Genomic DNA, 15,181 nt, shown 5'->3' with positions numbered 1-15,181 from the left:
GGTCGCTGCCGAAGTCAGATCGATAGCCGCGCCGCAAGCCGGAGGGCTGCATAACCTGTCAGTCCTGCCAAAGCCGAAGCGATGATGATTGCGAGCGATGCAATCTCCTGAAGCCGGCCGTCGCTGAACGCCAGTCCGGATATGAAGAGCGAGATCGTAAAGCCGATACCCGCTAGTGATCCTATCGCCGCGATCATCGGCCAGCGGACATTGTCGGGAAGGCGCGCAAGGCCCAGCCGGGTTGCGATCCAGCTGAAGCTGAGGAAACCCAGCGGTTTGCCCAGGCACAGCCCTATCAGGATGGCGGGTGCAAACGTCGAGTGAAAGCTATCTGTAATGAGATCGGGACTGATATGTACCCGGACGTTCGAAAGGGCGAAGAGCGGCAACACGACATAACTGATCCAGGGCGAAAGAAGCATTATGACCCGTTCTCCCGTTGCATGCGTGGCGCGGGTCATCTCGTCTAGATAGCCCAGGCGCTCCTGCGCCTTCTTTTCCGAGCGGGTGGCGTCGGCGCCCTCCCCTTCCCCTAGCGCGTGACGGTGCGCCAGCTGGAATTCATCAATCTCATCCTGGACATTGTCAGCAAAATCATTGCGGCCAAGCCTGGGATAGACCGGCACAAGAAAACCAAGGAGAACCCCTGCAATCGTCGTGTGGATGCCCGATTTCAAAATGCCGACCCACAGCAGGATAGCGAGCAGCACATAGGGGATGCTGGCCCCCCAGCGCAGGTGGCGCAGCAGATAGATGGCGGCAAAGCCAATGGCCGCAATCAACAGGCCATCGAGATAGATCGCGTCGCTATAGGCCGCAGCGATCACCAGCAGCCCCCCAATGTCATCGATCGCTGCAAATGCAAGAAACAGGGCGCGCACACCATCTGGCAGACGGGTGGCAAACAGGCCAATCAGCGCCAAGCCAAAGGCGGTGTCCATGGTGATGACGGTGCCCCAGCCCGTCATAGCTGCACTGTTTCGCGCGATCAGCCAGAATAAGCAGACAGGAACCAGCATCCCGCCGATGGCGCCAGCGACCGGAAATATGGCGGTGCGCATCTGCGACAAAGCACCGCGTACAAGCTCGCGTTTCACATCTGCGCCTATGATGATGAAGAACAGCGGGAGCAGCGCGTGGTCGATCCATTCCGCAAGGCTATGGCTAACCAGCTGGCGGCCAAACCCAAAGTGGAGCTGCGTATCCCAGAACCGTTCATAGCTTTCGCGCAAGGGGCTGTTCGTGAATAGGAGCGCCGCGATCGTTGCCAGCAACAGCGGTCCGCCAATGACGTCCTTTCCTGCAAAAAACGGTTCTATCCGATCTAGAAATTTTGCCCGGGCGGGCGCATGTTGCCGCCTTGCAGTTGTCGCGCCTTTCTGGCGGGGAGTAATGGCCATCCCATGCAAGCGCCCGCCGACAGATAGAGTTCCAGCTTATACTGAGCATGGCAGGTTGCAGCCTTTGGCACTGGCGATGCGCCGAAATTTCGAGCTGAGCGCTTGTGTGAGTGTTCGATGGGGTGTGATCGCGGGCGCCCGCAAAATCATATTTGGATTGTCAGGTTTAGCCGGTTTCTTTCTTGGAAGCGGTCTGACTGTTTTATCCCATCCGGCTCTAAGATCTAAGGTCTTGCAGCTGCAAACTGAGCGTCCGGCTTACCTTGACCGGCAGATCCATAGGCGACTGCCGCTCCGGAACGTTCCAAACCTAGCCGAAAAAGCAGCCTTTGCTAAACGCCATCATTATTGCTCCGCCCACCACCAGATCAACTCCATGTCAATTACCTCCTGCGCCCTCTCGCAGTGCAGCCACCTGCCGCATCGCCGTGCGAAAATGCCGGCAAACCCGTTCCTCGCTCATCCCTATGCGCTGTGACACCTGCCGCGCACTCATATGTCGCCCGACTATGAGCAGAAAAATCCCACAAGCCAGAGGCTCCATCTGCGCAAGCCCCGCCCTCACCCTCGCACCATCCTCTCCACCTCCGTCCGCAATCGGCACCGCCATCTCTTGGGCTCCGTTCTCATCAAGAAAGCGATCGATCCGCCGGCAACAGGCAGCATCGCTCGCCAGATTACGCAGGGACAAAAGCAGCTTCGGCAAAATCCCGCGTGCCACGACCAGAAAGTGCATAGGAGAAACTCCAGAATGAAAATCATGCCCATCGCGGACACATCCATTCCGATCCCCCGCTCCTCTTCAATCTGAGCTGAGCTGAGCTGAGCTGAGCCAAGCCAAAGCAAGTCATGGCAGCCGGTGCGTTCAGACAAAGATAAGCGCGCCCACCCCCGACCATCTACCCACCCGCGGCAGCGATCACAGCCCGAAGGGCCGGGATCGGCGCAGCCGAACCCGGCCGGCGCGGCGGCACGCCGCTCCGGCAAGAGCGCGGTGCCCGCACGGCGGGCAGCCGCCCAACGGTCCCACTTCTCCCTCCCAATTCCTTCTCAAAAACGTCACAAATCCGATCTTTAGGGTTGCGCTCCCCCGACATTCCGGCACATTGGGACTGCTTCCGGAAAAAGCCCGGAAGTGGGGCTTAGTAACCCCTCTAGTCATTGCTCGGTCACAGTTTCACTGGGGCCGGGTGGCATGCGCGCATGTCCAGCCGGCAACGGTAAAGGCGCATGCGCCTGTGACTAGCAGGTTACTAACATCCGGCTCACGGCCGTCGCCCCGAGTGGACATAGGTGCGACAGATGAGCCAAAGCAGAAGCGAGGATCGCCTATGCGATCCGAAACGACATAAAGAATCCGGCAGCGGCAGGTTCAGCTTCCCGGACTTTTATCAAAGGGAGAAGCCCCGCCTCATGCGCTTCTTCGCGCGCCAGCTTGGCAATCATGCCGATGCCGATGAGCTCGCCCAGGAGACCTTCACCCGCTTCGTGAAGGTCGCGCCCGTCCATGCGCTTGCCAGCCCACAGGCCTATCTCACCCGGATCGCAACCAATCTCCTGCGCGATTTCGTCTCGCGCGGCGCAACCCTGCTCGCCCAGAAGTCCGCCCCGCTCGACGACAGCTGCACCCTCGTCGCCCAGATCGACACCCATCGCGAGCTCGCATCGCGCGAGGAGCTTGCCCATTGGCAGACCATCCTCCAGCAGCTCTCGCCTGACACGCTCGACATTTTCGTCGCCAACCGCATCGCCGACAAAAGCTATCGCGAGATTGCGCAAGAGCGGGATGTGCCGCTTTGGACCGTGCAAGAGCATATGAAAAAGGCGCTGCGCCTGCTGGCTGCCCATCGCGAGGCGGACGGTGACTGAGCAGCCGGCAAAAATCACGCTTGAGGAAAGAGAAGAAGCCGCCGACTGGGCGAGCCTCTTCATGTCCGATCCCGGCGAGGTTCCCGACCCAAAAGCGCTCGACCGGCTCGGCAGATATCAGGCCGATTTTTCCGCCTGGGCCAAGGCAAACCCCGCCCGCATCCCCGCCTATCTGGGCGTGGTGAATGATGCGAAGGAGTTCGCGAGCGATGTCGATCGTGTTCAGCGCAAGCTTGCCACCCAAGCTGCCTTCCGCCCACACAAAGCTAACAGACCCCCTCTCCTCCTTGCTGCGTCCATGGTTCTCTGCCTCATGCTTGCCGGCGGTCTGTGGTGGCAAAGCACGGACATGCCCACTTCCCTCATCACAACGAGCCAGGCCCGCACGCCGCTTGAAACCAGGATCGGCGAAGTCCGCACCGAACGGCTTGCTGACGGCAGCAGCGTCATTCTCGATACCAACACACTCCTTCTCGTCGCGATCAACGCAACAGAGCGCAAAGTCGAACTCAAGCGCGGCCGCGCCCGCTTCCTCGTCGCGCCCGAGACTGGCCGCAATTTCGAAGCCCTGGCCGCCGGCACAAGGATCATCGCCCGTGGCGGCAGTTTCGACCTCACCCATCGCACCGGCGTCAGGATCAATCCCATAGAAGGCGAAATCCTCGTCCAAATCCCCAACCCTCCCAGCGGGCAATCAAGGGAGCAAAGTCTCCAGCCCGGCCGCATCCTCGCCTATGAGGCTGGACAGACACCTGCAATTGCCCTTCTTTTGGCCAAGGCGTCCGAGCAGCAATGGATAAATGGCGTGAAGAGCTTTGATAATGTGCCCATCAACGATGTCATCGCCGAGGCCAACAGCTATAGCGAGACCAAGATCGTGCTTGCCACGCCAGCGCTTGGCCAACGCGAGATATTCGCGGATATCGATATCCGCAACATAGAGCGGGTCGCACAAGCCCTCGCCACTTTCCTCAACCTCAGCATCGACAGGTCGCAGCCCAATCGCCTGCGCCTTGTGAAATCCAGCTAACAGGCCGGCAAAAACCGAAAAGATGCATCCTTTAGGGGCTACCGGATATCCCACCCGGCGCGTAGGCTGTGCTGTCAATGGCAGCATGTCCCCGGCTTCTTGAAGATAGTTTCTGATCTTAATTTTTGACTGAAAATTCTGTTCAAACGGGCCGGCGCACAAATGCCATGCCCGCTGGTCATGATCGATAACGCCTTCTTTCATAAATCATGAAATTGGCCTATCATGATCGATAGAAAGGCACCTCATCGATCATGCTCTGGAACTGGCAGCTCTCCGACTGGAGCCAATTTGCCTTCGATGCGGCAAGGCTACGCGATGCCGAAGCGCAGTTTCTTAAAGGAGCCGGTGTCGTCATCGGGTCAATGCATCACCTTGATGGTAATGCCCGTCAAGGGCTCGTGATAGAACTCATCTCGCAGGAGATGGTCGAGAGTTCGGCTATCGAGGGCGAGATTCTGGATCGGTTCAGCGTACAGTCGTCCATTGCGCGCCAGCTTGGCTTTGCGGCGGACAAGCGTCGCTCCAACCCGGCAGAGGCTGGGGCGGCCGAGCTGATGGCGGACCTTTATCGGCGCTATGCCGAGCCGCTGACCGATCAGCTTCTGTTCGACTGGCACAAGATGCTGATGAACGGGCGGCGCGATCTGGTGGATATCGGCGCTTATCGCACCCATGCCGATCCGATGCAGATTGTGTCGGGCGCGCTGCATGCGCCGCGCGTTCACTTCGAAGCGCCGCCGTCCGACAGAGTGCCGGAGGAGATGGCGCGGTTCATTGCTTGGTTCAACGATAGTGGGCCAAAGGGCGGCGCGCCCATGCCCGCGATCATGCGGGCAGCAATTGCACATTCGTGGTTCGAGACGATCCACCCCTTCGAGGATGGCAATGGCCGCCTTGGACGTGCCATCGCAGAAAAGGCGCTGGCGCAGAGCCTGGAGGCGCCCACGCTGACGGCGCTGGCGGCGGCCATCAACCGGCACAAGAAGACTTATTATGCGCAGCTCCATGCGGCCAGCCAGACAAATCAGATCGATGCCTGGATGGGCTGGTTTGCCCAGATCGTGCTGGAAGCGCAGGGGCGGACGATTGAGAGCATCCGTTTCCTGATCGAGAAAACGCGGCTGCTTGATCGCTTGCGCAGCAGGATCAACGCGCGGCAGGAAAAGGCGCTGATCCGCATGATGGCGGAAGGGCCGGACGGCTTTGCCGGTGGTCTGAGCGCCCATAATTACCGCACGATCACCGACGCCGCCTCGGCGACGGCGACGCGCGATCTTGCAGAGCTTGTAGAGTTGGGCGCGCTGGAGCGTGTCGGGGAACGGCGTTATGCGCGTTACCATCTGACTATCGCCAGCCGCGAGGGTGGAGACGGCGCGGGGGATTAACGCACACCGTCCATTCAACAATCTATCTAAGCTCAACCGCTATCATCCGAGCCTCCTTTTATCGGACATCAAATGGCTGTGGCGAGCGTCGCTTGTCCATCGCGCATCAACCGATAGCGTGAACGCATTGTGCTCTGTCAGGGAAAGGCGCCAAATGATCAGTTTAATTTGTGATTTCCCGGAGAAGGGCGCCAAACTGGATCAGTCTGTCGCCTCAGACGATCCGATCCGCGGCAGCGTCACGGAGCTGATCGCGAAACCATATCAGCCCCGTATCCGCAGACCGTGCATGATGATATTGCAACATTTCGCGCATGACCGGCAGTTCGATGGGTGCATTCACAACCCGAAGGGGCAATCGTGACGCCATAACCTTCGCTAGGCGCTCGTGCATCAGAGCGAGCCTAGTCGTTCCCGGCAACATCCAGGCCACCTGGCTAAAGGCGGCGCAGATAATCTCTATCCGGCGACGATCGCCATTTTCGCGCAGATGATTTTCGATGAAGGTGCCGTCGCGCGATACGCTGACGGCGACATGACCGGCGCTGTAGTAATAGTCTTCGGTAAGCGGCTCCTGCAACATGGGGTTGCCTGACCACCCGACGACGACATGGCGCTCCTCGAATAAAAGTTCTCGCGGATGCGGCCCTTCCAGAAAACGTTCGGGCGCGACAATGAAGTCCAGTTCGCCATCCTCAAGCCGCCCATGAATGTCGTTGCGGGGCAGCGTGATCTCTATCCGCACGCCCGGCGCCGACTTCTGCATCCGTTCGAGCATGGGACCGATCAGCACCGTGGTGACATAGTCGGACGCGACAATGCGGAAAATCCGCTGGCTATGCGCCGGGTCGAAGGACAGCCCGCGCGCGATGATCCCGCGCAGATCCGCCACCACGGCGGAAATTTCGGGTGCAAGGGAAAGAGCGGCAGCTGTGGGAATCATCTTCTTCCCGTGCTGCACCAGGATTTCGTCGGCGAACGCGTCGCGCAAGCGGCGCAAGGCCGCGCTCATGGCGGATTGCGTGAGGTTCAGGCGCTTGGCCGCGCGCGTTACATTGCGTTCCTCCACCAAAATGTCGAACGCGACCAGCAGGTTAAGATCAAAACGGTCGAGCCTCACAACCATGAATCCTATTGCTGATTTTCGACATATATCATCCATTTTACTGCTTTTCCGAACTATGTCACCCACCATCCATCCCGCACAGATCGGGCAATTGGGAGGATGTATGGGGAAAATTTTTTGGGGTGCGACCATTTTAAGCAGCGCGATGGTGCCGCAGATGGTGTTTGCGCAGGACACGCAGGCATCTGACGGTGGCCTGGCGGAAATCGTCGTTACCGCGCAGCGGCGCGAGGAAAGCCTGCAAAAGGCCGCCATCGCCGTGACTGCTGTGACGGGCGATGACCTCACCCGGTCGGGCATCACCGAAACGTCCAACCTCGGCAAGTTAGTGCCCGCCCTCGTAGTGCAGCCGACTGGCGGGACGACCAGTTTTTTTCTGCGCGGCGTCGGCACCAATTCGCAGAACAGCTTCTCCGAAAATGCGATCGCCTTCAATTTCAACGGCGTCTATGTCGGTCGTCCGACCGCACCCGCCGGCGTCTTCTACGATCTGGAGCGGGTCGAGGTAGTCAAGGGACCGCAGGGTACGCTGTACGGTCGCAACGCTACCGGCGGCGCGATCAACGTCCTGCCCAAAAAGCCGATCCTAGGTAAGTTCGGCGTCGAAGGACTGGCCGAATATGGCAATTATGACAGCAAGAAGGGCTTTCTGGCGGTCAACGTTCCCATTGGTGAGGTCGCCGCGTTGCGCGTCGCGGGCCAAGTGGTCGATCGCGACGGCTATATTTCTGACGGCTATGATGATGACAAGGGCGAGGCGGTACGCGCGTCCTTCCTGCTCAAGCCTTCGGACATCTGGTCGATCAACATCGTGGGCGACTATTATCATCAGGGTGGAAAAGGCGGCGGCGCGGTGCTGTTGCCCAGCGAGGCCTTTGCCGTACCGCCGGTTAATGATCGGGTCAGCATTTCCGATCCCCGCGCGATCGCCGCGATCAACGGCTATGCCTCCACCCTGTTCGCCCCCCCCTTCTGCGCGGGTGGTTTCATCGCCAGCGGCTGCATCGAAAATGCGCGTTCGGACGGCTATCTCGACAATCATTTCTACGGACTTAGCGCGCAGGTCGATGGCGACATGGGCTTTGCCACCCTGTCCGTTATCCCTGCCTGGCGGAAGTCGGAAGCCAAGTTCCGCACCTATCTGCCCGGCTTCCGTGGCGAGATAGAGGACAATGCCGAACAGATGTCACTGGAAGCACGGCTGACGTCCGCCGCCGACCAGCGGCTGCGTTACGTCCTAGGCGGCTTCTTCTTCAACGAGCAGCAGGACACGCTCAACTATTTCCGCCAAGGCCGGCTTTCCACCACCCGCTTCACCCCGCGCCTCAAGACGCAGAGCCTGGCCGCCTTTGGCCAGCTGACGTTCGATATCACCGATGATCTGCGCCTGATCGGGGGCGGACGCTATACGCGAGAAGACAAGTCGCAGCTTACCGCTTCCGTAGGCGGCGGACTGCCCGGTCCGGTCGATCCTGCGCTGGGTGCGCCGGTCACCGGCGACCTTATCTTTACCAAATTCACCTGGAAGGCCGGGGTCGAATATGACGCCGGTCCCGCATCGCTGGTCTATGCAAATGTCGCGACCGGTTTCAAATCGGGCGGCTTCTTCGTCGCAGCTCCGCCCACCAACAGCTTCCGCCCGGAAAGCCTCACCGCCTATACAATTGGAGCCAAAAACCGCTTCTTTGGCAACAAGCTCCAGCTCAATATCGAAGCTTTCTACTGGGACTATAAGGACCAGCAGGTCACATTCGTAGGGGGGGTGCGGACTGGCAATGGCCTGTTCGCGCAAGGGTCACTCACCACCAATGCGGGCAAGTCACGCATCTTCGGTACAGAAATCGAAGCCCGCTTCGCCCCAACCCGCGACGACCTGTTCAACCTCAACGTTCAATATCTAAATGGCAAGTATAAGAGCCTGCAAACTGCAAATTTCTCCCCCACCGGCGCGCCCGTCACCACAGGCTGCACCATTACGGGGTCGCGGCTCGCCAATCCTGGCATCAATGGTGCGCGTTTCTATGACATTGACTGTTCGGGCAAGCCCACGGTCAACTCGCCGCGCTGGGCGCTCAATATGGGCTATCAGCACAGCTTCCAAATCGCCGGAGATATGGTGCTGGTGGCGGGTATACGCTCGAACATCGAAACCAGCCGCTACATGAACTCTAACTTCCGGTCCGAGGAAAAGCAGGGCAGCTTCATGATGTCCGACGCGTTCCTGACGATCGAGGGACCGCAGGACAAATGGAGCGTCACGGCCTTCATCAACAATATCGAGGATAAGGAAGTGCTGGCTCGCGCTGGTACGCGCCCGATTCTCGACTTCCCGGTCGGCACGTTGCGGCCACCGCGCACCTATGGCGTTCGCCTGGGTTTCAACCTGTGAAGCCGTTGTCCACCCGGATCATTCGCGCGGTGCTATCTAGCGTCATGGCCATGCTGGCGACGGCAGTTGCAGCTGCCCATAACCAGCCGCGTACCGCGTTCATGACATTGGGGACGATGGGCGGTCCGGTGCCAGATGGGCATCGGTCGCAACCTGCCAACGCCATCGTCCACAACGCAACAACCTATCTGGTCGATACAGGCGATGGCACTGTGGAACAGATGGCGCGGGCGGGTCTGCGCCTGTCGGCAGTCCGCGCCATTTTCCTCAGCCATCTGCATGTCGATCATATTGGCGGGCTGGCGGCGATATTGGGTTTGCGCAACCAGACCGAAGTACGCGACGTGCTGACCATCTACGGTCCACCCGGCACGCGCGAACTGGTGGCCGGCTTGGTCGCCAGCCTCCAGCCCTCAGCCAAAGCGGGCTATGGCATTCCCGGCAAATCCTGGACGCCGCCTGAAAATATTGTGTCGGTGATAGAATTGCAGGATGGCGAAACTATCCGGGTAGACGATATGAAAGTCAGCGTTGCGCAAAATACCCATTATGATTTCGCGCCCGGCAGCCTCGAGGATCGCAACTATAAGTCCTTCGCACTGCGGTTCGACCTGACCGAACGATCGATCGCCTACACGGGCGATACCGGACCCAGCCCTGCGGTCGAACGCCTCGCGTTAGGCGCCGACCTGCTGGTTAGTGAAATGATCGACATCGACGCTACACTGGATCGCGTCGCACACACCAGCCCCAACATGCCCGCCAGCGTCAAGGCAACGATGGTCCACCATCTGACCACCCATCACCTGACGCCGGAAGAAGTCGGCGCGCTGGCCGCGCGTGCAAAAGTGAAGGCACTAGCGGTCACACATATCGCCGGCGGCATGCCCGATGCCGCACGGACCCGCGCCTATAGCGCGGCCATCGCCAAGACTTTCGCTGGACCAGTAACGATCGCCAATGATCTCGACCGCTTCTGATTTCCTCCTCTCGCCCCTTTCTCACAAGGCACCGAACCGACTATGGCCCACAATAACATCCTTATCATCGGCGGAGGCATAGGTGGCCTCACCTCCGCCATCGCGCTACGCCGGCAAGGGTTCGACGTCACCGTGATCGAACGCGATCCGGAATGGTCGGTCTATGGCGTGGGCATCATCCAGCAATCCAACGTGCTGCGCGCAATGGCGCATCTGAGCCTGTTGGACGAGTATGTCGCGGCCGGTGCAGGCTTCGACATGGTCGAAATATTCGCGCCCGACGGCACGAAGGTCGCGCGCGTTCCTTCCCCGCGTCTGGTCGAAGGCTATCCGGCCAATCTCGGGGTCGGCCGCCCGGCCCTGCACAAGGTGCTGGGCGATCGCACGATCGCGTCGGGGGCCAGGGTATGGCTGGGCGTCACCGCATCCTCCATCGACGATCAGGGCGATCAGGTGGCGGTGCGGTTTTCGGACGCGAGGGAGGACAGCTTCGATCTGGTCGTTGGGGCCGACGGCGTCTATTCACAGACCCGCAAATTTCTGTTCCCCGACGCCCCGTCGCCGCATTATACCGGTCAGGCGGTCTGGCGCTATAATCTGCCTCGCACCGAAGGGATGGACTCGCTTCAGGCTTATAATGGCCCCACCGGCGTCGGACTGGTGCCGATTTCGCCAAACTTGATGTATATGTTCGTCACCACTGCCGAACCGGACAACCCCCGTTATCGAAGCGAAGGACTGGCCGCGGCCATGCGCGCCAAGATCGCCGGTTGCTCGCCCGCCATCCAGGCGCTGGGCGAGCATATCACCTGCGATGACGACGTGGTCTATCGGCCGCTTGATGCGTTCATGCTGGAGGGTCCCTGGCATAAGGGCCGCATCGTCTTGCTGGGCGATGCCGTACACGCCACCACGCCTCATCTGGGTCAGGGCGCGGGCATGGCGATCGAGGACAGTATTGTGCTGGCGGAGGAACTGAGCCGCCATGACGATCTGGAAAGCGCGCTGGCCGCCTATCATGAGCGGCGCGCCGACCGTTGCCGCTACATCGTGGAGAAATCGCTCGAAATCTGCATGGGTCAACTCGGTAAGGGCGCTCCCGTCGACAATCATAAAGCCACCGCAGACATGTTCGCGATGGTATCCCAGCCGATCTAAAGGAAGCAGATATGAGCCGCGTTACAGAAATTCGTTATGTGGGTTATGCACTGCCCGATCTGGAGGCAGAGCGGGCTTTCTATGCCGACCAGTGGAAGCTCGTCGAGGCAGGGGAAAAGGACGGCATGGTCTATTTCGCCGCCGATGGTGGTGACGAGCATCATGTTGTGCGCCTGCGCCAGGCCGAAGAGGAGCGCATCGATGTGATCGCGCTGGCCGCCGACAGCCGCGCCGATGTGGACGCCCTGCATGACAAGGTCATAGCTTCAGGCTGCCGCATCATCTTTGCGCCAAAGGATCTGGAAGCGCTGGGTGGTGGCTACGGCTTCCGCTTCTTCTCCCCCGATGGCCTGACCTTCGAAATATCGAGCGACGTCGCCCGTCGCACCGCACGGGAGCTCATCCGTTGGGAAGGCGTGCCCCAGAAGATCAGCCATATCGTCCTGCATTCGCCAGATCACAAGGCGATGGTGGAATGGTTCTGCAATGTGCTGGGCTTCAAGGTCAGCGACTGGCTGGGCGACTTCATGTGTTTTTTGCGCTGCAACAGCGCGCATCACCGCATCGCCTTCCTGCCCGGTCCGCCCTGCCTCAACCATGTCGCCTATGACATGCTGAGCGTTGACGACATGATGGTCGGCATCAATCGGCTGCGCCTGAAAGGCACCGACATTCGCTGGGGTCCGGGCCGCCACACTGCGGGCAACAACACGTTCAGCTATTTCACCACACCCGCCAGCTTCGCGGTCGAATATAGCTCCGAACTGGAGGATGTGGACTTTAATGCCCATGAGGCGAAGGTCCATGCCCCCGCGCCCGGTATCATGGACCAGTGGGGTATCGGCATAGGTGGTCCCCAGACCATGCCACATGCTGCGCCAGACAAGGGCCTCTTTCAGGCAGTAGAGGTCTGATCGATGGCTTTATTTGAATATTTCCCCAACTATATCTGGAATCTGTCCGTCGCGATCGCGATGGAGAGCGGCGGACGCATTGGCGAGATCGTCGATATGTGCCAGCCGATCAAGGACGCGGCCGCCTCCGGCGCGGACGCGGGCACGCCCATGTTCATGGCACAGTGGGTCGCAATGGCCGACAAGCTGATCGACCTGGCGGCGGAGGATGAGGCGAAGGGCCGCGCCTTCTCCGCCTCCGACAAGCTGGAGCGCGCATCGCTCTATCTGTTCAACGCCGAGCGCATGCAGGGCCATGGCCATCCCGGTCGTCAGACCACCTATGCCAAGGCGCGCGATACATTCGACCGGTCCACCGCGTTAGGCCAGATCAACCGTCGGCGCGTGGACATCCCGCTCGCTACCGGCACCATGCCTGCACTCTATACCAGCGCGCCGGGGGATGGCCCTCATCCGGTCGTGGTCTATTGCAACGGCCTCGATAGCTGCAAGGAACTTCTCTATTGGTCGCGCCTGCCCGAAGCGCTGGCACGGCGCGGCATTTCGACGCTCTGCGTCGATCAGCCCGGATCAGGTGAAGCACTCCGCCTCCAGCACCTGCCCGTCGATCCGCACAGCGAAAACTGGGCGAGCAAAGCAGTCGACTGGCTGGAGCGGCAGCAGGATATAGATCCCGCCCGCATCGGCATGACCGGCATTTCGCTGGGCGGCCATTTCGCGCCACGCGCGGTCGCCTATGAACCGCGCTTTGCCAGCGGTGCCGTCTGGGGCGCCAACCATAATTGGGCGGAGGTTCAGCAGAAGCGGCTAAAGCGCGAAGGCGAAAATCCCGTCCCCCATTATTGGGCGCATGTCATGTGGGCGTTTGGCGCAAGCGATATGGTCGACTTCCTCAGCAAGGCGGCTGACATGAACCTCAATGGCGATATGGACAGGATCAAGGTGCCGTTCCTGGTAACGCATGGCGCCAAGGACCGGCAGATCAGCGTAAATTATGCCCATGATTGTTACGATCAGTTGGTGAACAGCCCCAGGCGCGCGCTCAAGCTTTTCACCGAACGTGAAGGCGGCGTCGAACATGTCGGTGCGGACAATATGTCATACGGCCGCGATTATATCGCCGACTGGTTCGCCGATACGCTCGGTGGCCAGACCGCCTGATGGCGGGCTCGTACCCGCAGCACCCCGCTCATTTAGGAAATATGCTCATGGAATTTGTATCCGTTCGCCGTATCGTCACTGGTCATGACATCGCAGGTCGCGCCATCATTCAGGAGGATGGCCCGGTCCGGCGCATCCAGCGCATTGGCGGCGACATCGGGCCAATGTTCCATGAAGTCTGGAACACGCAGGCGACCCCTGCCCCGCTCGATGCCGCCTCGGGCGAGCCGGTAGAACAGGGCATCATCCTCGCGCCGCCGAAGAATGGCACCCGCATCCGCGTGCTGGACATCCCGCCCGAGAGCGAGGGTATCCGCACCATGACACCCGAGGAAGCCCGCGCCCATTTCGCCGAAGTGAGCGCTCATGACGCATCCGCCCATCGTGGCGAAGGGTCGCGTCACGCGCTGATGCACCGGACCGAAACCATCGACTATGGAATCGTTGTGGAGGGCGAACTGGTCCTGATCATGGACGAAGGCGAAACCATCGTGCGCGTGGGCGACATCGTCATCCAGCGGGGTACCAATCATGGCTGGTCCAACCGATCCGACCGCAATTGCCGGATCGTCTTCATCCTGATTGACGGCAAATTCGACGACGCTCTGAAACGCTGAACTCTGGCTCGTCGCGCGCGACGATCCGTAACGACATCCCGCAATCATATCGGAAGGACACGAACCCATGCGTTTTGCGACGCGCGTCAATAACTGCGCTGATGGGGAATTATTACTTTTATCGCGAGACGGCGTGCGCGGCATGCCCATGGGCGCGCGCTGGCCCACCCTGCTGCACGCGATCACGCAATGGGATGCCCTCATGGATGATGCCGCGGCTCTCTCCGTAACGCTGGAGGCAGGGGGCGGCGACACGATCGATTACGGCGGTCTGCTCGCCCCGTTGCCGCGCACCTGGCAATGGCTGGATGGATCGGCCTTCGCCAATCACGGCGCCCTCATGCAAAAGGCATTCAACCACCCCCCGATCGAGACCGATCTTCCCCTCATGTATCAGGGCATGAGCCATCAGTTTCTGGCGTCTCATGAAAATGTCGCCCTGCCCACCGAAGCCGATCTCATCGACTTCGAGGGCGAATTCGCTATCGTCACGGACGATGTACCCATGGGATGTTCGGCCGTCGACGCCATGGACCATATCCGTCTCATCCTGCTCATCAATGACTGGTCGCTGCGCGCGGTGGCCCCGGCCGAAATGAAAACAGGCTTCGGCTGGATTCAGGCCAAGCCGGCCTGTAGCGCCGCGCCAATCGCGATCACTCCGGATGAACTGGGCGATCGCTGGCGCAATGGCCGCGTCTGCCTGCCCTTGCGCGTGGCGGTGAACGGTGCATGGTTCGGCCATCCTTCAGGGGAAGGCATGGACTACGGTTTTCATGACCTCATCGCGCATGCGGCCCGCACACGCCAGCTTTGCGCCGGGACCATCATAGGTTCCGGTACCGTGTCCGATCCCGATTTTGAAAGGGTGGGATCGACATGCATTTCCGAGCGGCGTGCTATCGAAATGATCACACAAGGCAAGCCCGTAACGCCTTTCCTCCAATTCGGCGACCATGTGCGCATGACTGCCGGAACGGATGTCAGCCTGTTCGGTGAGATCAGTCAGATAGTTACCGCATTTAGAGCGGATTTCGACCGTTATGAATCGGCAAGGGTTTCCAAGAGCGTGATTTTATGATTCAGAATCCCTGTTGGTGGAGGAGGCCAGCATGGATGGGTCAGCCTTTGTCTATGGATTTGCGCTCG

The 15,181-nt window shown here is 60.1% G+C and carries 13 protein-coding genes; 11 read left to right on the top strand and 2 right to left on the bottom strand.

The features are described 5' to 3' along the window. Window positions 1-14: 14 nt before the first annotated feature. On the bottom strand, window positions 15-1,400 hold the full coding sequence (gene nhaA / locus RQH62_RS23185; protein ID WP_311271013.1) for a Na+/H+ antiporter NhaA: 1,386 nt from the start codon (window positions 1,398-1,400) through the stop codon (window positions 15-17). A gap of 64 nt (window positions 1,401-1,464) precedes the next feature. Between nhaA and RQH62_RS23180 the strand changes: the two genes are divergently transcribed. The 4 genes from RQH62_RS23180 (at window position 1,465) to RQH62_RS23165 (ending at window position 5,687) form a co-directional block, all read left to right on the top strand. Next, window positions 1,465-1,878 carry a hypothetical protein gene (locus RQH62_RS23180; protein ID WP_311271012.1) on the top strand — a complete coding sequence of 138 codons (414 nt, stop codon included), beginning with the start codon at window positions 1,465-1,467 and terminating at the stop codon, window positions 1,876-1,878. 824 nt (window positions 1,879-2,702) lie between these two features. Continuing rightward, window positions 2,703-3,269, top strand: coding sequence for an RNA polymerase sigma factor (locus RQH62_RS23175; protein WP_311271011.1), 567 nt, complete (start codon window positions 2,703-2,705; stop codon window positions 3,267-3,269). Continuing rightward, window positions 3,262-4,299: a FecR domain-containing protein gene (locus RQH62_RS23170; protein ID WP_311271010.1), complete on the top strand. Its 1,038-nt coding sequence runs from the start codon at window positions 3,262-3,264 to the stop codon at window positions 4,297-4,299. Before RQH62_RS23175 ends, RQH62_RS23170 begins: the two co-directional genes overlap by 8 nt. A gap of 254 nt (window positions 4,300-4,553) precedes the next feature. Beyond that, window positions 4,554-5,687 carry a Fic family protein gene (locus tag RQH62_RS23165; RefSeq protein WP_311271009.1) on the top strand — a complete coding sequence of 378 codons (1,134 nt, stop codon included), beginning with the start codon at window positions 4,554-4,556 and terminating at the stop codon, window positions 5,685-5,687. 214 nt (window positions 5,688-5,901) lie between these two features. Here RQH62_RS23165 and RQH62_RS23160 read toward each other — a convergent pair whose 3' ends face one another. Continuing rightward, window positions 5,902-6,945: a LysR family transcriptional regulator gene (locus RQH62_RS23160; RefSeq protein WP_311271008.1), complete on the bottom strand. Its 1,044-nt coding sequence runs from the start codon at window positions 6,943-6,945 to the stop codon at window positions 5,902-5,904. Between RQH62_RS23160 and RQH62_RS23155 the strand changes: the two genes are divergently transcribed. The 7 genes from RQH62_RS23155 (at window position 6,917) to RQH62_RS23125 (ending at window position 15,113) form a co-directional block, all read left to right on the top strand. After that, window positions 6,917-9,202 carry a TonB-dependent receptor domain-containing protein gene (locus RQH62_RS23155; RefSeq protein WP_311271007.1) on the top strand — a complete coding sequence of 762 codons (2,286 nt, stop codon included), beginning with the start codon at window positions 6,917-6,919 and terminating at the stop codon, window positions 9,200-9,202. The two genes, RQH62_RS23160 and RQH62_RS23155, sit on opposite strands and share 29 nt — an antisense overlap. A gap of 44 nt (window positions 9,203-9,246) precedes the next feature. Further along, window positions 9,247-10,182, top strand: coding sequence for an MBL fold metallo-hydrolase (locus RQH62_RS23150; protein WP_311271006.1), 936 nt, complete (start codon window positions 9,247-9,249; stop codon window positions 10,180-10,182). Between the two features lie 42 nt (window positions 10,183-10,224). Beyond that, on the top strand, window positions 10,225-11,340 hold the full coding sequence (locus RQH62_RS23145) for an FAD-dependent oxidoreductase (RefSeq protein ID WP_311271005.1): 1,116 nt from the start codon (window positions 10,225-10,227) through the stop codon (window positions 11,338-11,340). A gap of 11 nt (window positions 11,341-11,351) precedes the next feature. Beyond that, complete coding sequence (locus RQH62_RS23140) at window positions 11,352-12,254, top strand: VOC family protein (protein ID WP_311271004.1); 903 nt, start codon at window positions 11,352-11,354, stop codon at window positions 12,252-12,254. Window positions 12,255-12,257: 3 nt separating this feature from the next. After that, window positions 12,258-13,415: an alpha/beta fold hydrolase gene (locus tag RQH62_RS23135; protein WP_311271003.1), complete on the top strand. Its 1,158-nt coding sequence runs from the start codon at window positions 12,258-12,260 to the stop codon at window positions 13,413-13,415. Between the two features lie 47 nt (window positions 13,416-13,462). Next, window positions 13,463-14,032, top strand: a complete 570-nt coding sequence (locus tag RQH62_RS23130) for a cupin domain-containing protein (protein WP_311271002.1) — start codon at window positions 13,463-13,465, stop codon at window positions 14,030-14,032. Between the two features lie 67 nt (window positions 14,033-14,099). After that, window positions 14,100-15,113, top strand: coding sequence for a fumarylacetoacetate hydrolase family protein (locus RQH62_RS23125; protein WP_311271001.1), 1,014 nt, complete (start codon window positions 14,100-14,102; stop codon window positions 15,111-15,113). Window positions 15,114-15,181: the final 68 nt, after the last annotated feature.

Origin of the sequence: Sphingobium sp. WCS2017Hpa-17 (assembly GCF_031843765.1) — a bacterium.
GTDB lineage: Bacteria > Pseudomonadota > Alphaproteobacteria > Sphingomonadales > Sphingomonadaceae > Sphingobium.
This window is presented reverse-complemented; position numbering and strand designations above follow the sequence as displayed.